26 protein-coding genes are annotated in these 26,203 nt (G+C 43.1%); all 26 read left to right on the forward strand.

What is annotated here, in order from left to right:
- The first annotated feature begins 331 nt into the window (after nt 1–331).
- The 26 genes from leuS to CBS1_RS08225 all read left to right on the forward strand — a co-directional run bounded on the left by leuS (nt 332) and on the right by CBS1_RS08225 (nt 26,190).
- On the forward strand, nt 332–2,788 hold the full coding sequence (leuS, locus tag CBS1_RS08100) for a leucine--tRNA ligase (RefSeq protein WP_090222562.1): 2,457 nt from the start codon (nt 332–334) through the stop codon (nt 2,786–2,788).
- A gap of 35 nt (nt 2,789–2,823) precedes the next feature.
- Complete coding sequence (locus CBS1_RS08105) at nt 2,824–3,807, forward strand: peptidyl-prolyl cis-trans isomerase (RefSeq protein WP_090222563.1); 984 nt, start codon at nt 2,824–2,826, stop codon at nt 3,805–3,807.
- A 220-nt stretch (nt 3,808–4,027) separates the two neighbouring features.
- Complete coding sequence (locus tag CBS1_RS08110; RefSeq protein WP_241685505.1) at nt 4,028–4,924, forward strand: potassium channel family protein; 897 nt, start codon at nt 4,028–4,030, stop codon at nt 4,922–4,924.
- Nucleotides 4,925–4,957: 33 nt separating this feature from the next.
- Nucleotides 4,958–6,031, forward strand: a complete 1,074-nt coding sequence (gene mtnA / locus CBS1_RS08115) for an S-methyl-5-thioribose-1-phosphate isomerase (RefSeq protein ID WP_033191537.1) — start codon at nt 4,958–4,960, stop codon at nt 6,029–6,031.
- Between the two features lie 43 nt (nt 6,032–6,074).
- Nucleotides 6,075–7,355, forward strand: a complete 1,281-nt coding sequence (gene serS / locus CBS1_RS08120) for a serine--tRNA ligase (RefSeq protein WP_090222564.1) — start codon at nt 6,075–6,077, stop codon at nt 7,353–7,355.
- Nucleotides 7,356–7,390: 35 nt separating this feature from the next.
- Nucleotides 7,391–9,280, forward strand: coding sequence for a 1-deoxy-D-xylulose-5-phosphate synthase (gene dxs, locus CBS1_RS08125; protein ID WP_090222566.1), 1,890 nt, complete (start codon nt 7,391–7,393; stop codon nt 9,278–9,280).
- Nucleotides 9,277–9,606, forward strand: coding sequence for an Asp23/Gls24 family envelope stress response protein (locus tag CBS1_RS08130; RefSeq protein ID WP_033191535.1), 330 nt, complete (start codon nt 9,277–9,279; stop codon nt 9,604–9,606). The genes dxs and CBS1_RS08130 overlap by 4 nt, the downstream gene beginning before the upstream one ends.
- Nucleotides 9,607–9,623: 17 nt before the next feature.
- On the forward strand, nt 9,624–11,237 hold the full coding sequence (locus tag CBS1_RS08135) for a DAK2 domain-containing protein (RefSeq protein ID WP_407918646.1): 1,614 nt from the start codon (nt 9,624–9,626) through the stop codon (nt 11,235–11,237).
- 39 nt (nt 11,238–11,276) lie between these two features.
- Entirely contained in the window at nt 11,277–11,726 is a 450-nt protein-coding gene (locus CBS1_RS08140; RefSeq protein WP_090222569.1) for a SoxR reducing system RseC family protein, read from the forward strand.
- A gap of 42 nt (nt 11,727–11,768) precedes the next feature.
- Entirely contained in the window at nt 11,769–12,554 is a 786-nt protein-coding gene (locus CBS1_RS08145; protein WP_090222571.1) for an alpha/beta hydrolase, read from the forward strand.
- 18 nt (nt 12,555–12,572) lie between these two features.
- The gene (gene fliW / locus CBS1_RS08150; RefSeq protein ID WP_052107121.1) at nt 12,573–13,106 is read left to right on the forward strand and encodes a flagellar assembly protein FliW; all 534 of its coding nucleotides are present in this window, start codon (nt 12,573–12,575) and stop codon (nt 13,104–13,106) included.
- A complete protein-coding gene (gene csrA / locus CBS1_RS08155; RefSeq protein WP_033191532.1) occupies nt 13,106–13,351 on the forward strand; it encodes a carbon storage regulator CsrA in 246 nt (81 codons plus the stop codon). Before fliW ends, csrA begins: the two co-directional genes overlap by 1 nt.
- Nucleotides 13,335–13,619 carry an Asp-tRNA(Asn)/Glu-tRNA(Gln) amidotransferase subunit GatC gene (gatC, locus tag CBS1_RS08160; RefSeq protein ID WP_033191531.1) on the forward strand — a complete coding sequence of 95 codons (285 nt, stop codon included), beginning with the start codon at nt 13,335–13,337 and terminating at the stop codon, nt 13,617–13,619. Before csrA ends, gatC begins: the two co-directional genes overlap by 17 nt.
- A complete protein-coding gene (locus tag CBS1_RS08165) occupies nt 13,546–13,974 on the forward strand; it encodes a YraN family protein (protein WP_090222572.1) in 429 nt (142 codons plus the stop codon). Before gatC ends, CBS1_RS08165 begins: the two co-directional genes overlap by 74 nt.
- Nucleotides 13,971–14,414, forward strand: coding sequence for an SsrA-binding protein SmpB (smpB, locus tag CBS1_RS08170; RefSeq protein ID WP_033191530.1), 444 nt, complete (start codon nt 13,971–13,973; stop codon nt 14,412–14,414). The genes CBS1_RS08165 and smpB overlap by 4 nt, the downstream gene beginning before the upstream one ends.
- 29 nt (nt 14,415–14,443) lie before the next feature.
- Nucleotides 14,444–15,193: a deoxyribose-phosphate aldolase gene (gene deoC / locus CBS1_RS08175; RefSeq protein ID WP_090222574.1), complete on the forward strand. Its 750-nt coding sequence runs from the start codon at nt 14,444–14,446 to the stop codon at nt 15,191–15,193.
- Between the two features lie 77 nt (nt 15,194–15,270).
- Nucleotides 15,271–16,386, forward strand: coding sequence for a glucose-1-phosphate adenylyltransferase subunit GlgD (glgD, locus tag CBS1_RS08180; RefSeq protein ID WP_033191528.1), 1,116 nt, complete (start codon nt 15,271–15,273; stop codon nt 16,384–16,386).
- Nucleotides 16,387–16,427: 41 nt separating this feature from the next.
- The gene (locus tag CBS1_RS08185; RefSeq protein WP_033191527.1) at nt 16,428–17,675 is read left to right on the forward strand and encodes a glucose-1-phosphate adenylyltransferase; all 1,248 of its coding nucleotides are present in this window, start codon (nt 16,428–16,430) and stop codon (nt 17,673–17,675) included.
- A gap of 34 nt (nt 17,676–17,709) precedes the next feature.
- A complete protein-coding gene (locus CBS1_RS08190) occupies nt 17,710–18,696 on the forward strand; it encodes a DUF4899 domain-containing protein (RefSeq protein WP_090222575.1) in 987 nt (328 codons plus the stop codon).
- Nucleotides 18,697–18,744: 48 nt separating this feature from the next.
- Nucleotides 18,745–19,725 carry a 2-C-methyl-D-erythritol 2,4-cyclodiphosphate synthase gene (locus CBS1_RS08195; protein ID WP_033191525.1) on the forward strand — a complete coding sequence of 327 codons (981 nt, stop codon included), beginning with the start codon at nt 18,745–18,747 and terminating at the stop codon, nt 19,723–19,725.
- Nucleotides 19,726–19,765: 40 nt separating this feature from the next.
- Nucleotides 19,766–20,320 carry a ribosome recycling factor gene (gene frr, locus CBS1_RS08200; protein ID WP_033191524.1) on the forward strand — a complete coding sequence of 185 codons (555 nt, stop codon included), beginning with the start codon at nt 19,766–19,768 and terminating at the stop codon, nt 20,318–20,320.
- The gene (gene uppS, locus CBS1_RS08205; RefSeq protein ID WP_090222577.1) at nt 20,320–21,036 is read left to right on the forward strand and encodes a polyprenyl diphosphate synthase; all 717 of its coding nucleotides are present in this window, start codon (nt 20,320–20,322) and stop codon (nt 21,034–21,036) included. Before frr ends, uppS begins: the two co-directional genes overlap by 1 nt.
- A gap of 1 nt (nt 21,037) precedes the next feature.
- A complete protein-coding gene (locus CBS1_RS08210; protein ID WP_176759488.1) occupies nt 21,038–21,898 on the forward strand; it encodes a phosphatidate cytidylyltransferase in 861 nt (286 codons plus the stop codon).
- Nucleotides 21,899–21,935: 37 nt separating this feature from the next.
- Entirely contained in the window at nt 21,936–24,539 is a 2,604-nt protein-coding gene (gene alaS / locus CBS1_RS08215; protein ID WP_090222579.1) for an alanine--tRNA ligase, read from the forward strand.
- Nucleotides 24,539–25,552 (forward strand): rod shape-determining protein, encoded by a 1,014-nt coding sequence (gene mreB / locus CBS1_RS08220; RefSeq protein WP_033191521.1) that lies wholly within the window; start codon nt 24,539–24,541, stop codon nt 25,550–25,552. The genes alaS and mreB overlap by 1 nt, the downstream gene beginning before the upstream one ends.
- Nucleotides 25,549–26,190: a hypothetical protein gene (locus tag CBS1_RS08225; RefSeq protein WP_033191520.1), complete on the forward strand. Its 642-nt coding sequence runs from the start codon at nt 25,549–25,551 to the stop codon at nt 26,188–26,190. The genes mreB and CBS1_RS08225 overlap by 4 nt, the downstream gene beginning before the upstream one ends.
- Nucleotides 26,191–26,203: the final 13 nt, after the last annotated feature.

A 26,203-nucleotide genomic window follows, 5' to 3' on the forward strand; every position in this document is an offset into this window, starting at 1 on the left:
GGTGGCTTGTTACTGGAATAACTCGGATATTCCACAATTGATCACCTTCCTTTCATCTTGGTTTTATAAGGCTTAGATGAGATGTGCTGTGATTTTCAAAAGCTTGTACCGATTTGTAAATTTTGTGTATTAATTATACCAGAAAAAGGTCGTTCCGTGCAGATATGTATATGAATTTTCTGTGAAGAAAATTAGAATTCTTGAGAATTTCCTTTCAGAAATAAGATGAGTGAAAAAATCGCATTTTATGGTATAATGTATGAGAATTGGAAAAATATCGAGAAATACCAAAACTGAAAATCACAAAAAACTGAGCTTTGGAGGGAAAGCTATGAAGGAGTATCGTCCGCAGGAGATAGAACCGAAATGGCAGAAAGTATGGGAAGAAAAGAAGGTTTTCGAAACACCTCAGTATTCTCAAAAGCCAAAGTATTACGCACTTGTTATGTTCCCATATCCTTCCGGAACGTTGCACGTGGGTCACGTCAAGAACTACACGATAGGTGATATCGTTGCAAGATACAAGAGAATGCAAGGTTACAACGTCTTGCATCCGTTTGGTTACGACGCATTCGGATTACCTGCCGAGAACGCGGCGATTGCTCACAAAATACATCCGAAAAAATGGACGATGGATAACATAAACACGATCCGCGGGCAGATAAAAAAGATGGGTATTAGCTACGACTGGAACAGAGAGGTAATCACTTGCAATGAGGACTACTATAAGTGGACTCAGTGGATATTCTTGAAACTGTACGAGGCGGGTTTAGCATACAAAAAGCCTGGCGCTGTTAACTGGTGTCCGAGCTGTCAAACAGTTTTGGCAAACGAGCAAGTGAAGGATGGTAAGTGTGAAAGGTGTGGAACCACGGTTACAATAAAACACCTCGAGCAGTGGTACTTCAAAATAACTGAGTATGCGGAAAAACTCCTCGAAGGTCTTGACAAGCTCCCGGGCTGGCCTGAACACGTAAAAACGATGCAAAGGAACTGGATAGGTAAGAGTACAGGTGCAGAGGTAGACTTCCCTGTTGAAGGTTTGGATAAGAAAATTAGGATCTTCACAACAAGGCCAGACACCATATACGGTGTCACTTTTATGGCGATCGCACCTGAGTCGCCTCTTGTGCTTGAACTTGTAACGGACGAAAAAAGAAAAGAAGTGGAAGAGTTCTTGGCAAAAGTTGCACTTGAGGACAGGTTCAAACGTACTAGCTTAGAAGCAAAGAAAGAGGGTGTCTTCCTCGGTAGATATGCGATTAATCCTCTAACAGGCGAGCGTATACCAATCTACGTTGCCAACTACATACTGTACGAATACGGAACTGGTGCGATAATGGCTGTTCCTGCACACGACAAGCGCGATTTCGACTTTGCAAAAGCGTACGGACTTCCAATCAAGCAAGTTATAAAGCCAAAAAATGGTGAGTGGAACATAGAAGAAGCACCTTACGAAGAAGAAGGTATAATGGTTAACAGTGGTCCGTTTGATGGATTAGAGAGCAAGGCAGGTATTGAGGTTGTTACCAAATACATGGAAGAAAAAGGACTTGGGAAAAAGAGCGTTCAATACAAACTTAGAGACTGGCTCATTTCAAGGCAGCGGTACTGGGGAGCTCCAATTCCAATAATTTACTGCGATAAATGCGGTATTGTTCCTGTGCCGGAGAAAGATTTACCGGTGAAACTACCGGAAAATGTAGAGTTCTTACCAACAGGTCAATCACCACTCACGCTGAGTGAGGAGTTCAAGCACACAACGTGTCCAAAATGCGGAGGTCCTGCGCATCGTGAAGTGGAAACGATGGACACGTTCGTTGATAGTTCGTGGTATTTCTTAAGGTACGTGAATCCCAAACTGGAAGACAGGCCTTTTGACACAAACGACGTAAATTATTGGCTACCGGTGGACCAATACATAGGTGGAGTAGAACATGCTGTTTTGCATTTGCTCTACTCAAGATTCATCACCAAAGTGCTGCACGACCTTGGTTATGTTGGTTTTGACGAACCATTCCAGAACTTATTCACTCAAGGTATGATCTACAAAGATGGTTGGAAGATGAGTAAGTCAAAAGGGAACGTTGTCTCGCCTGACGATATGATCGAAAAATACGGGGCCGATACTTTGAGAATGTACATACTCTTCATGGCACCACCAGAAAAAGATGCTGAATGGAGCGATGCGGGTATTGAGGGCGTGCACAGATTTGTCAAACGACTGTGGAATAACTACTACAAAATGCTTGATATTATAAACGCGTCCGATGTTGAAGAGGCAGAATTTGGCAGAGAAGAAAAGGCACTGAGGCGAAAACTACACGCGATGATTAAAAAGATAAAAGAAGACATAGAAGGCGGGTTCAAATTCAACACCGCTATAGCAGGTTTGATGGAATTCAACAACCAACTTTCCGATTACCTTGAAAGCGTTGAGAATCCAAGTAAGAAGTTGTTAAGAGAGATAGCAGAGAAGATAGCGTTGATCATCTCGCCATTCGCACCGCATATGGCTGAAGAGATGTGGCACGACCTTGGGAAAGAGACGCTCATCGTCGAAGAACGCTGGCCGGACTACGACGAAGAGGCACTAAAAGAAGATGAAATAACGATAGTAGTCCAAGTCAACGGTAAAGTCAGGGGCAAGGTCACCGTCCCAGCCGGCTTCACAGAAGAGCAGATAAAAGAAAGAGCTGTTGAAAGTGTGAAGAAGCTAATAGAAGGTAAGCAGTTGGTCAACACGTTCTATGTGCCCGGGAAGTTGGTAAACATAGTTGTTAAATAAAATCTCAATACCATAAAATATCGGGGGGATTGACGATGAAACGACTAGCAGTGTTCTTGTTTCTTGTTTTAAGCTTGCTAACATTTGCTCAGCAAGACATCGTTGCCGTTGTCAACGGAAGGAATATTACCATGGATGAGTGGAACAGAGAAGCAAACGTTCAAAAACTGCTTTTGGACATCCAGAAGACCAATCAAACGTTTTATACGGTATTAACCAATACACAGGAAGGACTAGCACTGCTCGAGAGGTACAAATTGGCAGTTCTGGACCAACTGATAACAAAGGTATTATTCATACAATTTGCAGAGAAAAAAGGTGTTGCTCCGGATGATAAAGATATCAAAAACTATGTTGACAACGAAATCAAGAAGATGCTTACAGAGGCATCAATGACAGAAGCGGAGCTAAACAACTATTTAGTAGAGCTTGGAATGGGAACACTGAATGATTACAAAGAAAAACTTTACTTCCAAAGAAAGTATTCTCTGAGCATTGCAAACGTTTACGCACAGTACTTAACTGCGTCTGTGAGCGATGCGGAAGTAAAGGCTTATTACGAAAAGAACAAAGAAAAGTACACCGTTCCTTCACAGTACGACTTGCTTGTCTTTAAGACAAACAACAAAACTACTGCAGATTCTTTAAGGCAAGATGTTATCAGAGGTACCTCGGTAGATGACATATCAAAAAAATACAACATCTCACCGTTGATAAATGGCTGGGTTAACGAGAATGACACGACGAAACTTCCAAAAAACTTATGGCTCTTGGTTACAAACTCCATTAAAGGCACAACGCTACCTGTACAACAAGTAGGAAACGAGTTTTACGTTATAAGGGTGAGGGACATTAAACTTGGCGGAACGAAAACTTTGAATGACGTTGCAGAGGAAATAAAGAAAGAATTGCTTGCACAAAAACAAGAGGAAGCCACAAAGAAGGTTCTGGCTGATTTCGATGAGTTCAAGAAGACTTCGAAAGTAGAAATCAGGTACAAGAGCAATTTGATAAAGTAAAGCAAAACAGGCGAAAGTGCTCCAGATAGAAAGGCAAGAAAGCAATGCCGAACAAATCGAAGAGGCACAAGAAACACTTGAACAAGACTTTTCAGTTCCTAGAGCGCAACATCGTCCAACGTTTGAAAAAGGCACTGCTCAGTATAACGGCCGTTTTCGTTGTTGGAACTTTATATTACTGGATTTTTGAAGGTTTTTCCTTTATTGATGCGCTTTTTTCGTGGGCATCACCATATCTACAGTTGGATACGGGATACACAAAGAACTCTCGGTTTTTGGAAAGTTCTTCACATTGGCACTGATACTTGCTGGCTTGTCCATAGTCTTGTACAACGTATCCTATGTCACAGCACTGCTTGTGGAAGGTGATTTACTTCGCTTATTGAGGCAGCGGAGAGTAGAAAGAAAGGAGTCAAGGATGAAAGATCATATCATCGTTGTTGGAGTGGGGAAAATTGGTACGGAAGTTATAACCCAACTTCGCAGACTCAATGAACCCGTTGTGGCAATTGATAGCGTCATATCTGAGGAAGAATTAAAAAAGAAGCTACCTGCGAACGCGGGTGAAGTTGTGTTTGTAAGAGGTGATGCCACAAACGAGGATACCTTGCTGCGTGCCGGCATAAAACAAGCACGGGCGCTTATAACCACATTGCCCAGCGATGCGCTGAACGTCTTTGTTTCGTTAACCGCAAAGAACTTGAACCATGATATATACATCATTTCGAACATCAGTGACTTATCTAATCTCACCAAATTTATCTATGCAGGTGTTGACCATCCGATAGCCACGGCGGAAATAGCGGGTCTGAAGATGGTAGAAGCTATAGGTTTTCTGAGGAAAAAAGAGAACATAGTTGACGTACTCAACATCTTAGATCGAACGTTCCAGGTGGAGATACTCGATATTACTAATACAAAACTTTCAGGCAAGAAGATTTCAGAGCTCAGACTTAAAGAAAAGTACAACGTTTATATAGTAGCCATAATTAGAGGCGACGAGTTTATATTGGGACCTTCAAAAGACGAAGTCTTAACAAAAGAGAGCAAGATTGTTCTCTTCGGTGAAGAGAACGGACTGGCTAAGTTCAGAGATGACTTCTTGAACGGGAAATGACCTATGAAAATATAAAGTGGGAGGGAGCACGTGATGAAGTCAAAAGCTCAAACAAAAGTTTTAAAAACCATGACTCTGGAATGGACAGGTGACGCCTTGATACTCATTGACCAGCGAAGACTTCCCTTTGAAGAAGTCTACGTGACCTGTGCAGACTACCGTGCCGTTGCACTTGCGATAAAAGAAATGGTTGTTCGAGGAGCTCCCGCAATAGGTGCAACCGCGGCGTTCGGGTATGTTTTGGGAGCAAAGGAAATAACAAGAAAGACTTACAACTACGAACAGGCCATGATGCAACTTAAAAACGTAAAAGAGACACTGGCAAGAACAAGACCAACCGCTGTCAATCTCTTCTGGGCACTCGACAGGATGGAACGCAGAGCTGTTGAGCATGGGAAATTTGAAGGACTCGTTAAGGCGTTGGAAGAAGAGGCTCTTAAGATAGCAATTGAAGACATAGAAACGAACAAAGCCATAGGCAGGCATGGTGCTCAACTTCTTGAGGATGGCTTTACGGTGCTAACTCACTGCAACGCAGGTGCACTTGCAACGGTAGATTACGGTACAGCACTTGGCGTCTTGAGAGCGGCAAAAGAACAGGGAAAGCGCATAAAAGTTTACGCTGATGAGACAAGACCGTACTTGCAGGGCGCAAGACTGACCGCTTGGGAACTCATGAAAGATGGATTCGAAGTTACGGTGATCAGTGATAACATGGCGGGCTGGGTTATGAAACAAGGAAAAATCAACGCAGTTATCGTCGGTGCCGACAGGATCGCTGCGAACGGTGATGTTGCAAATAAGATAGGAACTTACATGGTAGCGGTGCTCGCGAAAAGACACGGCATACCGTTCTACGTCGCAGCTCCAACAAGCACGATCGATATGTCTATAAGAAGTGGTGCAGAGATACCAATCGAAGAAAGATCACACGAGGAAGTTGCTACCTGCGGTGGAAAGAGGATAGTACCGAACAACGTCAACATATACAACCCGGCATTTGATGTTACCGACAACGAACTCGTGACAGCGATCATAACGGAAAAAGGCGTTGTCTATCCTCCATTCGAGGAGAACTTGAAAAAGCTCTTTGAAGAAAGCAAATGAGGATTGCCCTGTTTGTTATTATAAAACTGAGGAGTGTGAAGATATGATAGACCTTAAATTATTGAGGAAAAATCCAGAGATATTCTACGAAGCACTGAAAAAGCGTAATTACTCTACAGAAATCTTGGATAAAATCGTTGAGCTTGACAGAGAGTGGAGAAACTACGTCAACATAGTAAATAACTTGAAGGCAAAGAGAAACGAACTCTCCAAAATGGTTGCAAAACTCAAGGCAGAAGGCAAGAGCGAAGAGGCGAATGAGGTAATCACAGAGAGCAAAAAACTCGGTGATGAAATCGCTCAGTACGAAGCGAAAGAGAAAGAGCTTGAAGATCAGATGTACAACCTTGCACTGTACATACCTAACGTTCCCCACGAAAGCGTTCCGGTTGGCAAAGATGAGACCGAAAACGTTGAAGTTCGAAGATGGGGCGAACCGAGGAAATTCGATTTTGAACCAAAAGCGCACTGGGATCTCGGACCGGAACTGGGCATGCTCGATTTCGATAGGGGTGCCAAGTTGAGTGGTTCAAGGTTCACTGTGATGTTTGGAGAAATAGCGAAACTCGAGCGCGCACTTGCACAGTTCATGCTGGACACTCATACACAAAACGGTTATATCGAAGTCAACGTACCACATCTGGTGAAAAGAGAAACGATAACGGCAACGGGCCAGCTTCCAAAGTTTGCCGAGGAACTTTACACCTGTGAAAAGGATGATTTGTTCCTCATCCCAACGGCCGAGGTTTCTCTTGCGGCACTCCACATCGACGAAATACTTGAGGAAAATCAACTCCCGATAAGGTACACCGCATTTACACCGTGCTACAGGCGTGAAGCTGGAAGCTACGGAAAAGACGTACGCGGATTGATTAGACAGCATCAATTTGAAAAGGTTGAACTTGTATGGTATACCACTCCAGAACGGTCCTTTGAAGACTTAGAACAGCTTACACGCGATGCGGAAAAGATCCTGCAGCTATTGGGCTTACCGTACAGGGTTGTTGTACTCTGCACGGGTGATTTGGGATTTGCTGCAGCTAAGACTTACGACATAGAAGTTTGGTTGCCATCCTACAACGCGTACAAGGAAATATCTTCTTGCAGTAACGATACAGATTTCCAAGCAAGAAGAGGCAACATGCGCTACAGAACGAAAGATGGAAAATTGAACTACGTCCATACACTCAACGGTTCAGGACTTGCAATTGGAAGAACTCTTGTTGCAATAATGGAAAACTACCAAAATCCAGATGGTACAATCACCGTTCCTGAAGTTCTCAGGCCTTACATGAAGACCGATGTAATACGACCGATGAAATAATTCGAAGCGGATGATAGATAACGGGAGAGAAGAAAATGTTAGCTTTCAACGGTCGTTTCAGTGAGGACAGAACACTTATAGAAAGAATCAGAAAGATGAATTACGATGATTTGTACAACTTCGCTGAAGAAATCAGGAAATACATGATAGATGTGACCTCCGTTAACGGGGGTCACTTAGCTTCGAATTTGGGTACTGTGGAGCTAACTCTTGCACTCTACAGGATCTTTGATCCTTACGAGGACTACATAATTTGGGATACAGGTCATCAGACCTACACCCATAAATTACTCACAGGTAGATGGGATGCGTTCAAAACGCTCCGGACATTTGGTGGGATATCTGGTTTCACGAACATATTCGAATCGCCAGTGGACAGGTTTGGTGCAGGACATGTAGGCACTTCAATAGCAGCGGCACTTGGTATTGAAAAAGCTCTGAAACTGCAGAATAAAAACGCCAACGTTGTAGTTGTCATAGGTGACGGGGCACTTACAAGTGGGCAAGCACTTGAAGCCCTGAACCAAATAAAGTCCCAGAATTCGAGGATAAAAATCATCCTCAACAGCAACGGAATGAGCATATCGAAAAACGTAGGTGGCTTGTCACAGCTACTTGAAGCTTTAAGAACGAGTAAAATATACGTGAGTATAAAAGAAAAGCTCAAAAAAGGGCTCAACGAGGCGGTTGAGTTCGAACTGAAGAAGATAAGGGAAGCACTGAAGGTTGCACTCATAGGCGACGACTTTTTCGAATCACTCGGTGTAAAGCACTTTGGTCCCATCGATGGACACGATTTAAAATCGCTCGAAGAAGCATTAAAACAGGTGAAAGATTACCCCTATCCGACTGTACTTTCTGTATTTACGATAAAAGGCAAAGGTTACCATTACTCCGAACAAAATCCAACGAAATACCACGGTGTGGATAAATTTGATCCCGATTCTGGCACATTCGAAAAGCCGGAAGGGGCGTATTCGTACAGCGAAGTTTTTGGCACGACGCTGATGAAAATAGCCTTAGAAGATGATAAGGTTGTTGCACTAACAGCCGCCATGCCAGATGGAACAGGGTTAAGCAAATTTGCTAAACAATTTCCGGAACGATTCGTTGACTTAGGGATAACCGAACAATCTGTAGTAACCTACGCAGGTGGTTTGGCTGCTATGGGCTTCAAGCCTGTTGTAGCTATATATTCGACGTTTCTACAAAGAGCGTACGACCAGATCATTCATGACATCGCGCTACAGGATTTGGACGTGGTATTTGCAATTGACAGGGCTGGATTAGTTGGAACCGATGGTCCAACACACCACGGCGTGTTTGATATAGCCTATTTAAAACCTATTCCAAACATCAAGGTATTGACACCTCTTGATGGGAAAGACCTTGCTTGTATGTTGTGGACTGTTTTAAAAGGAAAAGACAAATACAAAGGACCTATCGCTATAAGGTACCCTCGGGACGTGGAATTTGGCAAATTAGACGAAATTTATGGTAAAATAGAAATCAGAAGTCCATTCAAATGGGAAGTTCTCGTGGAAGGTAAAGAGGTGGCCTTGCTGGCAGTTGGCGTTCTTGCCAAAAAATATACAGATATGGCAAAAACAAACGGTTGGACGTTGATTGGGGTAAGAAGTGTAAAACCTATGGACAAAGATATGCTTGAAAGGACTTTTCAAAGTCATAAATACATTTTTACCATAGAGGAAGGTACGGTACTTGGAGGATTTGGAGAGACTATTGCTTTTGAATACCTGCAGAAGTATTCAGACAAGTACGAGTGCCAAGTTGAAATCATTGGAATACAAGACGAATTCATCCCTCACGGAACGCGCGAAGAACTCATAAGATACGTGGGACTTGACAGCGACAATGTAGAGCAAAGAATTAAAAAAACAGTTTCGAAAGGAGTGAGATTATGAAATTCCCAACAGAATACGGGGAAGTTGAAATCACAGTAAATGCCATAAGGAAGCTTGTGTACCTTGCGGTCCTCGAAACCTACGGACCAATAAGTATAGGTTCTGACAACTGGTTTTCAAGGTGGTTCTCATCTGAAGAAGGCAAGATAAAAGTTGAAGAGGACGAATATGGCCATCTGAAAATCGACATATTTGTCGAGGTGGAATTCGGTACAAAAGTCACAGAAGTTGCCAAAAACATCGAAGAAAACGTTGTTCACAAACTCAGTGCCTTTGCAAACTGCGAGAATCCTGAAGTTAACGTGCACGTCATAGGTGTGCGCTGAAATGGGGTGGTAACTTGTTGACAACAATAAATGGGACGGATATGAAAGGCATCTTCATGAAGGGTGCCGAAAATTTGCTTGCACACAGAGACGAAATAAACGCTTTAAACGTCTTCCCGGTTCCTGACGGTGATACGGGCTCAAACATGAGCTCAACGATGCTTGAAGCCTGCAAATACCTTGAAAACCTCACCGATGAAAAATTGAGCAACGTGCTCGATGCGATAAAACGGGGCACGCTAATGGGGGCAAGGGGGAACTCTGGCGTTATCCTTTCTCAAATATTCAGAGGTTTTTGCGATACCTTGATGAAAAAGAGCAAACTTACGGTTGCTGACTTTGTCAAAGGCATAAAAGGAGCGAAAGAGACCGCTTACAAAGCGGTGTTAAGACCTGTTGAGGGAACCATCCTTACGGTTGTGCGGGTCCTTGATGAGCATTCCAAAGAACTTTCAAATCTTGAAAGCTTTGAAGCACTCTTTGAGAAAATGGAAGAAATTGCGCTCGATACAGTGAAAAAGACGCCTTCTTTGTTGCCAAAGTTGAAAGAAGCGAACGTTGTTGATGCCGGAGCGAAGGGTTTGTACTACATCATCCAGGGATTCAAAATGTACGTACTCGGTGATACGACAATAAACCTCCAAGGTGTCGAAACGAGACCTTCCGAAGAAATTACAATAGCTTACGAAGAGCTGAAGTACCAGTACTGTACCGAATTGATTGTCAGAGCGAGGAAACCGATAACTAACGGTACGCAAAAACAGCTGGAGAATTACCTCAACTCTATGGGAGATTCAGTTGTATTCTTTGTTCAAGACGACATAATAAAACTTCACGTACACACGAACAACCCAGGTCAGGTAATCGAGGAATTCTTAAAACACGGGGAATTGCTCAAGGTCAAAATCGACAACATGAAAGAACAGCATGAACATGTTGTTGGTGAGCAGTACGCAAAAAAAGAAAGAAAAAAGATAGCCTACGTTGCGGTCTCACCTGGCGATGGAATCTCTAAAGTGCTTAGAGACCTTGGCGTAGATGAAATCGTCTCAGGCGGCCAATCGATGAACCCGAGTATGGCCGATATACTCGATGCTGTAAGACGCGCGAACGCTGAGAACGTCATCGTCTTCCCAAATAACTCGAATATCATACTAGCTGCTGAACAAGCTGCGAAAGTAGCAGAGCAGGAAGGATTAAAGGTGCATGTTGTAAAAACAATAAATGTTCAGCAGAGCGTTGCAGCAATGATCTACAGGATGGGCGAGGAAATTGACGAGATACTAAAGAGTATAGAAGAAACCATAAAAAATACAATTGCCATATCGATTACCGTCGCCGTGAGGGATTCAAAGTACGCAGGCGAAAAGATCAAGAAAGACGAGTACCTTGGTTTCTTGAACAAAGAACTCGTATCGCACCACAAGAACTTAGTGAACGTACTTGATAAACTATACCAAAAATGTAAACTCGAAGAACGTGAAATTCTAACCGTCTTCGTAGGTTCGAGTGCAACTCCAATCGAACAGAATATCGTTGAAAAATACACCAAGAAAAAATACCCAAACGTCCAAATAGAGTTCATAGAGGGAGGTCAACCGCATTACCCGTTCCTGATGATGGTTGAGTGAATTTGGTGATTAGGCGATGGTCGATAAGAGGTGGAAAACGTGAGAGAAGTGATGACAGTTACAAGCGTTGATGAGAATTACATATACGTTTCATTGTCTGTAGATCCCGGTACATGTGCTTCATGTGCGCTGAGTGGTGCTTGTTCTATCAAAAGCGAAAGTGCAAAAAAGGGCGTCTTTAAGATTTCAAAAAAGAACATAAATGAAAACCTGCTCCCTGTAATGCCTGGCGATATCGTTGTTGTCGATTTCAAATACAACACGGCAATTCTATCCATGATAGTTTACGGAATCCCACTAACAGGATTCATATTCGGAGCACTGATTGGATATCTATTGAAACTTTCCGACATTCTTTCATTCGTGCTAGCTTTAGTGTTCGCTGGTATTGGAACCGTAATAACGAGGTTGTATGACAAAAAGTATAAAATAGAAATCGTCGATGTAAAGAGGAACACGTCAGGTATAAACCTCGGTCATATTTCTTGACATGATCTTTATTGAGCTTTTTTGGCGATGGGGGGAATAGAAATGGTATACCACTTCAAAAAGGGGTCCGGTAATAACGGGTGGGTCGTTATAGTACACGGTCTTGGTGAGCACATTGGAAGATATGAAAGGCTCATTCAATTGCTTGCAGAGAACGATTATGGAGTCATAGGATTTGACTTGCCAGGCCATGGTAAAAGTTCAGGCAAACGCGGTCACACATCCATCGAAGAGGTCATAGACTTGATCGATGAAGTCACGAAGTCTGTTAATTCTTTTGTACTCTTTGGTCATAGCCTTGGTGGACTTATCGCCGTGCGTTACACAGAGGAAAGACCTACGAAAGTCTCAAAACTCATCGTTTCATCGCCAGCGCTTTACCTTGAGCCGAAACCGAATCAGGTGATGATGTTAAAGTTGTTCTCGTTCTTGGCACCTTCGATGACGGTGAAGAACGGAATTGATCCCAATTTACTTTCCAGAAACAAAGATGCTGTTCACAAATACATTACGGATCCCCTTGTCCACGACAGAATATCCATTAGGCTTGGCAAAAGTATGTTGCAAAACGTTCAATTAGCCCATGAGCGTGCTTCGAGGATCAAGTGCCCTGTGGCCATACTGGTAGGCACCGACGATAAAGTAACGCCACCGCACGGTGCACGCAACTTCTACGAGCAGCTTGATACAAAAAAAGCGATTGAAGAATTCGAAGGGGGCTACCACGAACTCTTTGAGGACCCCGAGTACGGGGAGCAATTCCACAAAAGAATCTTATATTACATAAAAGATTGGGAGAGCAAATTGGAAAAGGAAGAACCAGTTTAAACCGAAAGGATGAGGTAAATGGGAGCTTACAAAACAAGATTCGGTGAGCTAGAAATAAAAGACGATGAAGTGATAAACTTTCCGAACGGAATTCCCGGTTTTGAGCAGCTTAGAAGATTCATAATCTTGAACACTCCGGAAACACAGCCTATCCAGTGGCTTGTGAGTCTGGAGGATGAGAACGTAGCGTTCCCACTGATAGATCCCTGGCTCGTTATGGAAAGTTACGAAGTGGACCTATCTAAACAGGATCTTGATCTGCTCCAAGTTGAAGATCCATCGGACTTGGTTGTATGGAGCATAGTTACTATCCCCATCGGTAAACCTGAGGAAGCCACTGTGAATTTGAAAGCTCCCGTTGTGGTAAACGTAAAAAAGGGGATAGGGGTTCAAGTCATACTCGAAAAATACGAACTGAAACATCCGATAACCAAGTCAAAAACAACAGAAAATCAAACAAACGATGACGCGACTTCTTTACAGAACGTTCAAGAAGTCAAAGAAGTTGCAGATGAAGAAAAGGTGCATGAAAGAAAAGAGAGTGGTGCTTGATGTTGGTATTATCGAGAAAAGTTGGGGAAAGCATAATAATAGGTGATAACATACAAGTGAAAGTGTTGAAAGTCGAAGGTGGTGCGGTTAAGATTGGGATAATTGCACCAGCGAACGTGAGGATCTACCGCGAAGAAATTTACAAAACAATAGCCCAGAGCAACAAAATGGCTACCAATGCTGCATTTCAATTAGACAACGTACTTAAACTGAAGGAGGTTATCGGCGGTGATAAAGATAGATGATAAACTCATCGAACACCTTTCAAAACTTTCGCGCCTGACATTTGACGAATCGGAAAAATTAAAATCGGACTTACAGAAGATTATAGACTATTTCGAGATCTTGTCCGAAGTTGATACAGAAAGTATCGAACCGATGTACACGCCTATCGAAGAGCCTTGCAAACTCAGGGAAACAGGACCGCGAGTGAACGAAAATGTTGAAGGCATTATTGAGAACTTTCCTGAAAAAGAAGGAAGACTCATCAAAGTTCCAAGCATCTACGGATGATGCAAAGAACAACCAGAAAAGTTGGAAGATAGCTGAGCAAATCGCGGCTGAGTATCTAAAGCGCAAAGGTTATAAAATAATCGAAAGAAACTACCGCACCCCTTACGGGGAAATAGATATAATTGCAAAGCTTGGCTCATCGTTCGTATTTGTTGAAGTAAAATCGGGCACGGGGTTTCGCATAAACCCTTCAGAGCGTGTTGACAAAATAAAGTACGAAAAAATATACCGCAGTGCCGAGTACTATCTGAAAGGGAAGCGATACACAAGAGCGCAGATAGATGTTGTTGAAGTTATAGATAACGGAGTAATAGAAATAAAGCATTACAAAAACGTAGGGTGGGATTTTGCATGAAGATAATAGCAACCAACAAAAAGGCATATACAGATTACATCATAGATGAAACGTACGAAGCGGGCATAGTCCTTGTAGGGACGGAGGTAAAGTCCCTTAGAGAGCACGGTGCAAGCTTCAAAGACTCGTTTTGCAGGATAAAAGATGGGGAGATCTACCTGTTGAACTTGCACATACCGCCTTATCGATACGGTAACATCTACAACCACGACCCAGAAAGGCCAAGGAAATTACTTTTGCATAGAAAACAGATAGACAGAATCTGGGGAAAAATCCGTCAAGAAGGGTACACGGTCGTTCCAACAAAGATTTACTTCAACGACCGTGGGATCGTCAAAGTTGAGATAGCAGTTGCGAAAGGTAAAAAGAGCCACGATAAACGCGAGGAGATAAAGAAGAAGGAAATCGATAGAAGGATAAAGGAATACTTGAAAAGGTAATACCAAAAATACGAAAAGGAGTGAGAGATATGGATATAACAAAAGCTGTTTTGGAAAAACTTGAAGAGTTCAAGAAAAACTACAAACCTGAGACGGTTGAGATAGATTTGAAAAAGATATCGCTAAATGAGTACATCGACCACACAAACCTAAAACCTACCGCTACAACGTCTGAAATAGAATTGCTCTGCAAAGAAGCTATAGACTACAAATTTAAAGGCGTTTGCGTCAATCCCTCCTTTGTCCCATTTGTTGTGCAGAAGCTCAAGGGTAGTTCGGTTCTAACCGTAACCGTTATAGGTTTCCCCCTGGGAGCTACGAGTACATACTCCAAGGTGGAAGAAACGAAATGGGCTGTGGAAAACGGGGCACAGGAAGTGGACATGGTGATACACATAGGTAAACTCAAAGAGGGTGACTACGAATACGTGTACAACGACATAAAATCCGTTGTTGAGGCAGCAAAGGTGCCCGTTAAAGTCATTATCGAAACGTGCTTTTTAACGGATGAAGAAAAAGTCGCTGCTTGCGTACTCTCCAAACTTGCAGGGGCGACTTTCGTGAAGACATCTACGGGTTTTGGTACCGGCGGTGCCAAATTCGAAGACGTTCAGCTCATGCGTTGGGCAGTTGACGGAGAGATTCAAGTCAAAGCTTCTGGCGGTGTGCGAACCTACGAAGATGCTATCAAAATGCTTTCGGCAGGTGCAACAAGAATTGGGACAAGCTCAGGAGTAGCGATAGTAACGAACAAGGCAACTGGACAAGGGGGATATTGATAGCCGAGATAGGTGTTTAGGTGTTTTTTGGTCTTTTCGTATGTTGGTCTGGTGTGACCGATTTTGGGGGTGAGCCTATGAAAGTATTGGGGTTAATCTTAGCTGGCGGAAAGAGTGAGGCTTTGGGAAAACTGGTGTACAAGAGGGCAAGTGCGGCAGTCCCTGTTTTTGGAAAATACCGTGCGATAGATTTCACGTTAAGCAATATGGTGAATTCAGGTATATACAAAGTAGGAGTTCTAACACAGTACAACCCGAGGAGCTTGATGGACCACCTGGGTTCTGGAAAAGAGTGGGACCTCGACAGAAAACACGGAGGTCTTTACATACTCCAACCGTACATAGGCATGACGGGAGAATACTGGTACAGAGGTACGGCGGATGCGATCTTCCAAAACACAACGATGCTCCGAAGAGGCGATGAAGATTACGTTCTGATAGGTTCAGGCGACCACATATACAAAATGCTTTACAACGACATGTTCAGTTACCACTTTGCGAAAGGTGCGGATATCACACTCTTAGTAAAAGAACTGGATGATACATACGATATAACCCAGTATGGAACGGTTGTAACAGAACCTGACGGTAGGATTGTGGAAATAAAAGAGAAAGTTCAAAATCCACCAACTAAAAAAGCCTTCCTGGGTGTGTACTTTATCAACAAGTACCTGTTGATGGAATTACTCTATGATGCAGTCCCGGCAGGGAAGTATGACTTGCTCCTCGATGTTGTTATACCAAACCTTTCAAAACTGCGAGTCTACGCGTACGAATTCAACGGCTACTGGAGGAACGTAAAAAAAGGCATAAATGAATATTACAAGATGAACATGGAGGTTCTGAACAGCCGAGCACTGCGCGAGGAACTTTTCGTAAAATATGGAAAAGTTTACACAAAACTGAAAGACTATCCACCTGCCAAGTACACGAATACAGCAAAAGTAAGTAACTCAATGATAGCCGATGGTTGCATCATTTCGGGTAACGTTAAGAACTCCGTACTCTTCAGAGGAGTTGTTGTAAAGGCTGGCGCAAGGGTTGAGAATTCCATCGTGATGCAAGACACAGTGATTGAAGAGGGTGCGGTTGTTAAAAACGCGATAATAGACAAGAACTGTGTTATTAGAGCAGAACAGATGCTTGTTGGCGACTTTGAACCTGTTGTGCTTGAAAAGTGGATGGTTGTTTAGTGCGGCGTAGCGTTTTAACTGTCTAATTTGGGGGTGTGCGTATGACAAATGTTGTAGCATTAATACTCGCCGGTGGACAAGGCACAAGACTGGGAGTACTGACAGAGAAAATACCGAAACCTGCGGTTCAATTCGGAGGGAAATACAGAATAATAGATTTTACACTCAGTAACTGCGTTAATTCCGGAATTTACAGGGTGGGTGTCCTTGCTCAGTACAGGCCACACCTTTTAAACAAGCACATTGGCATAGGAAAACCTTGGGATTTGGACAGAAAGGGTGGCGGGGTGACTATACTCCAGCCATATTCAACACTGACAGAGAGCGTCTGGTACAAAGGAACAGCGGACGCGGTTTATCAGAACATAGAATTTGTTGACGAATTCTCGCCCGAATACGTTGTCGTTCTTTCAGGTGACCATATATACTCAATGGATTACAGTGAGTTCGTTTACTACCACGTCTCAAAGGGTGCACTTGCAACGATAGCGTGTATGGAAGTGCCTATATCAGAAGCACATAGATTTGGTATAATGGTAACTGATATAGATTACAAAATCGTTGATTTCCAGGAAAAGCCAAAGCAACCGAAATCCAACCTTGCTTCGCTTGGCATTTACGTGTTCAGTTGGGAGTTCATAAAGCAGGCACTTATTGAAGACGCGAAAGATGAATCGAGTGAGCACGATTTTGGTAAGAACGTAATTCCGAAGATACTGTCAACCGGGCGTGTCTACGCCTTCCCATTTGAGGGCTACTGGCAAGATGTTGGAACGATAATGTCTTACTGGGAGACAAACTTAGAGCTTGTAAGGCCTATCCCGCCGTTCAACATCCATGATCCGAATTGGAGAATCTATACAAGGTCTGAGGAGATGCAACCAGCGTACATATCCCCAACTGGAGAAGTGAGGAACTCTATTGTCAGTGAGGGTTGCGAGATATACGGGCTGGTCGAGAACAGCATCCTTTCTCAAGGTGTAACAGTCGGCGAAAATAGTGTTATCAGAAACAGCGTGATAATGACAAAAGTCGAGATTGGCGATAATGTCATAATAGAGGATGCAATCATCGCCGAAAACACGATCATCAAAAATGGTTGCAAAATAGGGATTGGTGAATTTGCCGAAAGCAAGTACGACAAAAAGGTCTACAATTCCCACATAACCGTTGTCGGAATGGACACAGTAATCGAAGAAGACTGCGAATTCGGTAAAAATGTCGTTATCGGCAACGACAGGCTCATTCCAAAGGGCACGAAGATAGAGAGTGGAGGTTACTTCTTCTGATGATTAGTCCTAGCCACAAAAAGGAGGAATTTACGTGGACCTTTATTTCATAAAAGTGCGGGCGAGAAGCAAAGGAACAGCTGAAGAGATAGTTGGATACTTCTTTGGCAAAACCAACGGTGCACCAGACTTCGACTTTCTGGTCGTTCCTTTGCGCTATTCTGAAGTGGTGGATAATATAACCTTAGATGAAGACCTGAGGGAATTCAAAGAAAAACTTGACAAGGCAAAGCAAAAAGTAAAGGAAATACCGGGCGTCTACGACGTCACAATAGCATTTATCGCTTACCTTAACAACATGATGAATCGTCGCGGTAAGATACCTTTGGGCATAGAGTTTTCAACAGCTATAAAGGAGAACGACACCGAAGTTCTTAGAGTTATCATCTCAGACCTACTCGAGGAATGGAGCCCGAAGATGGAGGTCTTTGTCAAAGCCCAGGGGCTGCTCTTGGAAGAATATTCCGCGTACACGTTTCTTTCAATGCAAGAAGATTTTTCCGATGAAAATGTTGCGAAAGTTTACACACGTCCGGATGTTGCAGACTTACCGGAGGTCTTTCCTGTCATTGACCCCATTAACGGTACCTCGATTGTCCAATTCGACGTAGGCGACAAAATTCCGGTCGTTATTTTGAACCCTGGCAAGTACGAAAAGCAGATACGTGAAAAATTCCCCAATTTTGACAAGGACAAGTTATCAATAGAGGCAACTATCTTAAGCAAGGAACTGGTTCGGGTAAAAGGTGGAAACTTGTACCTGGTAAAAGTGGAACTTGACGAAGGATTGATAGCAAAAGGTTTAGTAAGTCCTGCTCTGAAAATACTAAGTGATGAGGCATACTTTGAAAAAAGAAGAAGACAGCGCGTAGTAGAACAGAAAGAACCCACAGAAAAATACCCGAAGACCATCAAAGTTGAAATCCCATCAACAACGGGATCCGAACTTCTTATATCTCTCATGACCACACTTTTAATAACGGGGGCTTTACTCATAATTATTTACCTCTTTGCCAAATAATGAAAAATAGGCAAATGCTGAGCAATAAGCAAAATCAGGGGTGGTATCTTGCAGACAACTACTGTGAACGAGAAGAACATCGGCAAGGTAGTAGAACTCGTTTACGAAGAAAAGCAAGAGTTCTATGATGAACTTTTTGGTAAGAATGCATTGAAGTACATAAAAGAAGCATTTGAGTACGATATACCACCTTTCATAAAGAAGAACTGCATAGTTTTAGAAGATCAAAAAGGCGTAAGAGCTGTACTTTTGTACGCAACCAAAGCAGAATTTCGACACGGATACCAAAGGTGGTTCAGTGTTCTTGGACTAAAGATAATTCCTGTTGGAGCCAAGATGATCTACATCATAGAAAGAATATTGATGGATTTTTCCATCGATGATTTGTACGTTGTTTCATTGGCTGGAGAGTTTAAAGAACAGCTTTTATACAGGTTCATAAAATCAAGCAGGTATAAGAAAATCATTGTTGATACGCTGAATTCCGATTTATACGAGCGGTTCAGCTTTGGAGAAGAAAAGCCAATACATGCAAAACTGAAAAGGTTCTCGAAATTTTGTGACTACCACACATTAACCGGTATAGGTTGGGACACTCATCCGCTTGTCCAAGGCAGAAAATTAATACTCGGTGGAGTTCAAATAGATTCTCAACTTGGCCTTCACGGTCATTCCGATGCAGATGTGCTTTGCCATGCGCTTATCGACAGCCTACTTGGAGTGACTTTGAAAAAGGATATAGGTGCTGTATTCCCAGAAAACGACGAAAACAAAGGTCGGAGCAGTTTAGAGATGCTGGAATTAGTCGTGCAGACCGTTAACAAAAGCGGTTTCTTCCCATCATCTGCAGATTGTGTTATAATTTCACCGATTAAGTTGAAAGATTACAGGGAAAAGATATCGAATAGGCTCGAAAACGTCCTGGGTTGCCCGGTTTCGATAAAATTCAAAACTGGTAATGGTGTATACCCTGAATCCGAGATGAAGGGAATAACGGCAATGTGTGTGACAAATGTGGACAAGGTGTGAATCTTGAAAATCTTTAAATAAAGAACTGGAGGTGTTAGGGATGGTGAACAGCTTTCTGAAACAAGCGGAAGAAAAGATGAAAAAATCTGTCGAGAAAATCGCCGAAGAACTCAAACATCTGAGGACAGGAAGGGCCACACCAGCTGTCCTTGAAGAAATAAAAGTCGACTACTACGGCGTTCCAACTCCCGTTCTCCAAGTTGCTCAGGTAACAACTGAAGAAAGACAGCTCATAGTCAAACCTTGGGAAAGGAACCTATTATCGGCAATAGAAAAAGCAATACTTGCCAGCGACCTTGGACTTACCCCAGTGAACGATGGGAACGTTGTAAGAATCAACTTCCCAACGCCGACAACAGAGCAAAGACAGAAATGGGTTAAGAAGGCAAAAGAAATCGTAGAAGAAGGAAAAATAGCGGTCAGGAACATCAGACGTGACATATTGAAGGAAGTAAAAGATGCAAAGAAGGATGGGAAGATTTCCGAAGATGATGAAAAAAGACTTGAAAAAGAAATACAAAATGTCACTGACAAATACATAGCAGAACTCGATAAACTATTCGAGAAGAAAGAAAAGGAGATAATGGAATTTTGATGGTAAGCGAAAACCAAAGCCAAGTTCACTCTTTAACCCACATCGCATTCATAATGGACGGAAATGGAAGATGGGCAAAAAAACAAGGCAAGCCACGCACATACGGGCATTACGTTGGTGCATATAAAATAGAGGATGTTGTCCGATGGTGCGCCGAACGTGGCGTAAAGTACGCCACTTTCTACGCATTTTCAACAGAAAACTGGAAACGTCCGCCAGAAGAGGTCAATTTTATCCTTGGCTTGCTTGTTGAAAAAGTAGGCGAGTTCTACGAACGCATGGCGAAAGAGCATGTCAGACTGCGTTTCATAGGTAGAATCAACGAATTACCAGAACCGGTAAAAGAAAAGTGTATTGAGTACGAAGAAAAGACAAAACAGTTTGATAGAATACAGGCAATACTTGCTTTGAACTACGGTGGTCGGGCGGAAATGGTGGATGCTGTGAAGAAGATAGTAGCAGCTGGAATTAATCCTGAGGATATAACCGACGAGACCATTAGACAGCACCTTTACGCACCGGACATCCCTGACCCAGACCTTATAGTCAGAACTTCTGGTGAAATGAGACTCAGCAACTTTTTGATATGGCAGGGTGCGTACAGCGAGCTATACTTTAGCGACCTACTATGGCCAGAATTCACTGAACAGGAACTTGACAAAGCGATCGAATCTTACAAGCGTCGTGAAAGACGCTTTGGGGGGATAAAGGGTTAATATGCAAGACCAAGGCACAGGCAAAAATTCAGTTGGGGATAACTCACTGAAGAGAGAAACTATCCAACGGGTAATAAGTGCTTTTATAGTTGCTCCTTTTGTCGTATTTTGTTTTGTCTCCTATCCCAGCTTAGTTGGACTTGTTGCAACTATCGTCTTGATCAGCTCTGGTGAGTTTTTTTTCACAACGTTGAAAAAACATGATCCGTGGCTATCAATAATCTACACAGCATTGGTAACAACTTACCCAGTTCTTTACGGTGCCGCGTTCCCCAACAACCCGATGGAACTGTTAGCCGTTGTCTTCATAGTGGGTTCAGTATTTGCACTCAGTAGGGTGAAAAACAGAGAGATAATAACAGAAGTGTACTTTGCTTACTCGGTGGCATTGCTTTACATAAGCTTCTTACTTTCGTTCTTTATCCCATTGTACGCGAAGTACGGTGCAGCGATGTCTTTGCTTACGCTCACACTTTCCTGGTCTTACGACAGCTTTGCTTACGCATTTGGTATGACGATGGGCAAGCACAAATTCGGCAGCTATTACAGCCCCAACAAAAGCTGGGAAGGTTTCTACGGTGGTATATTTGGAACGTTCGTCTACATATTGATATACCAATTTGTTACAAACACTGTCCTTAAGTCGAATATACATATGAATCCACTACTGGCACTTGCTTTGGCCGTTATAACCGGTGTCTTTGACACGTTCGGTGACATTTTTGAATCGTCGATAAAAAGGCACTACGGAGTTAAGCATATGGGAAATCTCATGCCAGGCCACGGTGGCATGCTCGATAGAATCGATGGATTGTTGTTCATAACACCTGTTATTTACATTGTTCTTAACCTATTCTACTAATTTTGCAAAATAGTCTGGAGCGGAGGTGCTAAGGTTAATGAAATACATGACCAGTGATGAAATAAGAGAAGCGTTTTTATCTTTTTTTGAGAGCAAGGGGCACAAACGATTGCCGAGTGCTTCGCTTATACCTGATGACCCGCAACTCATGTTTACCGTTGCAGGTATGGTGCCTTTTAAACCCATCTTTTGGGGTAAGGTTGAGCCTGTGTACACACGGGTTACAACCTGCCAAAAATGTGTTCGAACGAACGACATAGAGAACGTTGGTAGAACACCGAGGCACCACACCTTTTTTGAAATGCTCGGTAACTTTTCCTTCGGCGACTACTTCAAAAAAGAAGCGATCGAATGGGCTTGGGAATTTGTCACAAAAGTACTTGAAATGCCAGAAGAAAAACTGTGGGTAACGATTTACGAGTACGATGATGAAGCCTTTGAGATCTGGAGAGCCATCGGTATCCCTGAGCACAAGATAATTAGAATGGGAAAAGAAGACAACTTCTGGGGTCCAGCTGGTCCAACAGGTCCGTGTGGTCCGTGTTCTGAAATCCATTACGACACAGGCCTTGAAGTACCGGTCAAGGATGGGGGTATTCCAACCCCAGCCAACACCGATGGCAGATTCATCGAGATTTGGAATTTAGTTTTTACCGAATTCTATCAAGACGAAGAAGGCAAATTGCACCCACTTCCAAGAAAGAACATAGACACCGGAGCAGGTCTTGAAAGAATATCAGCGATGATGCAAGGAGTGCTCTGGAACTTCGATACAGACCTCTTTGCACCGATCATCGAAAGAATCCAAAACGTGCTCAGTGTCAAATACAAAGAAGATCCAAAAAAGGACGTTTCGATAAGAGTTATCGCCGACCACGTACGAGCGGTCACGTTCATGATAGCCGATGGAGTCCTTCCGTCTAACGAGGGAAGAGGCTACGTTTTAAGACGCGTGCTGAGACGAGCTTTAAGACACGGGGTATTGCTTGGTGCAAAAGAGCCATTCCTCTACAAGATAGTTGAAAGCGTTGTTCAGAAGATGGGCCATATCTATCCCGAGATCTTAGAAAAACGCAGCTTTGTTGAAAACATAGTCAAAGCAGAAGAACTTAAGTTCATCTCCAACCTCTCAAGAGGTCTCGAACTTGTCCAGAAGATCATCGAAACAAAGGGTAAGATAACCGCGGAGGATGCATTCAAACTGTATGACACGTACGGATTCCCGATAGACATACTGCGCGACATAGCCCAAGAAAACAACTACGAACTCGACGAAAAAGGCTTTGAAGCATACCTTGAGCAGCAACGCGAAAGGTCAAGAAAAGCGCAGGGCGAAGTCGAATTTGCACAAAAAACCGGATACGAAACACTCGACGTAGAGACCGTATTTGTAGGTTACGACACGATGGAATCTGAAGGTACCGTGCTGAAGATCAAAAAAGATGGTGAATTCGTTGATAACGTAGAATCTTCAGAACCGATCCTGTGCGAAATTGTCTTGGACGTCACGCCGTTCTATGCGGAAAAGGGTGGCCAAGTTTCAGATAAAGGAACAATTACATGGGAGCATGGAAAATTCGAAGTTGAGTACGTCTACAACCCAGTAGAAGGTATAATTGTTCACAGAGGAAAACTAACAGGAAAACTCAGCGTTGGAACGAAAGTACTTTCAAAAGTCGCCCCAATTAGAAAATGGACGATGAAAAACCACACAGCCACACACTTACTCCATGCTGCACTGAGAAGAGTACTGGGCAACCATGTGCGCCAAGCTGGTTCACTTGTAGAACCCGAAAGACTGAGATTTGACTTCACCCACTACCAAGCACTCACGAAAGAGCAGATACAGGAAATAGAAAACCTAGTAAACGAAGTCATACTCAGCGCGATTCCTGTTGTTACCGAAGTAAAGAGCTACGATGAAGCGGTCAAAGAAGGTGCAATTGCGCTCTTTGAGGAAAAGTACGGAGATTACGTAAGGGTTGTAAAAGTTGGTGACTTCAGCGAAGAACTCTGTGGTGGAACCCATGTCAAGAACACGGGCGAAATCGGTTTGTTCAAAATAGTGTCAGAAAGCGCAGTAAGTGCAGGTGTTAGAAGGATAGAAGCGATAACGGGCTTCAGTTCACTTGCATACGTACGCAGGCAAGATGAGATATTGGACAGCCTCAAAGAAAAACTCGAAGCCCCAGTTAGTGAACTTCTTTTGAAAGTTGAAAGACTCATAGAAGAGAAAAAGACACTAGAGCGCGAACTTGCAAACTTGAAAAAACGCCTTGTTAACCCAGATGCTATCGCGAGCAACGTAAAAACTTGGAACAACGTGAACTACGTGGCTAGTACTCTTGAAGAGATCGACCCTGAGGTTTTGAAAGAGCTTACAGACGAAGTTTCTGAAAAAATCAAAGGTTTGGTGTTACTCATCTCCAAACTCGGTGAAAAGGTCGTCTTCACTGTAAAAGTTCCAAAAGAGCTGACCACTGAGTACCATGCTGGAAACATCGCGAAAGTCGTGGCCAAAATCCTCGGTGGTGGTGGAGGCGGAAGTCCGACGTTCGCACAAGCAGGAGGAAAGATTGCTCAGAACATCCCGGAAGCAATAGAAACATTTGAAAAGATAATAAGAAAGGAAGTGCAGTGATGTTTGCTAGGTCGGATCTGGGAATAGACCTTGGAACGGCTAACACACTTGTCTACGTACGTGGCAAGGGTATAGTAATTAACGAACCATCCGTCATCGCAATCAACGTCGAGACAAACGAAATAATAAAGGTCGGAGCCGAAGCCAAGAAGATGCTTGGCAAAACACCGTCTTACATCCAAGCGATAAGGCCACTAAAAGACGGCGTCATCGCAGACTACGACGTAGCACTTGCCATGCTTACGTACTTCATAAACAAAGCGCAGGAAAAGTTCTCATTCTTCCGCCCAAGAGTAGTCATAGGCGTTCCGTACGGTGTGACCGAAGTCGAAAGCCGTGCACTGCTCACAGCTGGAAAAGAAGCGGGAGCCAAGAAAGTCTTCCTCATAGAAGAACCTATGGCCAGTGCATTGGGTGCCGGGCTTCCGGTTGAAGAACCTCAGGGTAGCATGATAATAGATATCGGTGGTGGAACGACCGAAGCTGCGGTTATTTCGCTTGGTTCCATAGTCACCGCTACATCGACAAGAATTGCTGGTGATGAATTTGACGAAGCGATAATACAGTACGTTAGGGAAATATACAGGGTCACGATAGGCGAGAGAACGGCCGAACGAGTGAAGATAGAGATCGGAAACGTGTACCCACTCAAAGAATTCGACGAGCTCCAGACTGAAATTGTTGGAATTGAATTGTCGTCAGGGCTACCGAAGAGACTGATACTGACTGGAGGCGAGATCAGAGAAGCGATTCGTCCAACGGCTATGCAGATAGTTGAAACAGCGAAGCTAACACTTGAAAAGACGCCTCCAGAACTTGTTGCAGATATCACCGAAAGAGGAATCGTTATTTCTGGTGGTGGTTCCTTACTTAGGGGCATGGCTGAACTTTTGTCAAAAGAGACGGGCATAAAGGTCTATCAAGCAGACGACCCGCTTAGCTGTGTGGCAAAAGGTGCAGGGTTGGTACTTGACAAAATCGACATACTGGCGAGGCTGAAGAGTGTAGAATGAAAATCAACTATGTGTCTTTAGTTTTCATCATCTTGTTGACAATCTTTTTTCTTGATGTATTCACAAACAACAGCATATCACGTTCATTGCATTCAATACTCTCGGCGATTGCATCACCGCTTTTCAGTGCAAAGGCCTTTCTTGAAGATTATTTTGAAAAATACATAATTATTCAGAACATAAAACTCTTTTCCGATGTAAAACCGGACGAGTTTGTAGTACTAAGCGAAGATTTAAAAGGATACTACGTTCGAAATCTCAGGAAAAAGGGATTGATTTTAAACGAAAAGGGCCAGCTCGTTGGTTTTGTCGAAAAGACAGGAGACGTAGGATACGTTTCAAAGTGGTGGGAATCGGAATTCCCTGTAACCGTCCAGGCAACAGACTTAACAGTTATCGGATACTACAAAGATTATAAAATCACAATTCCGGATCCAAACATATCGACAGAAAAACTACAAGGTAAAGTCTACATGTCCGAATATCTTCCATACGGTAAACTCTTAAAAAACTATGACCTAAATCTAGGCTACTACGAAAACGGAAGATTCGAAATAAACATTCCTAAGGTTTCAAAGAAGGTTATCTTACTTGAAAACTACGAGACAGATATAGCTAATCCAGAAAATTCGGAATAAATGAAATTTGAAA

The sequence above is a fragment of the Fervidobacterium changbaicum genome, from assembly GCF_004117075.1.
Lineage (GTDB): Bacteria > Thermotogota > Thermotogae > Thermotogales > Fervidobacteriaceae > Fervidobacterium > Fervidobacterium islandicum.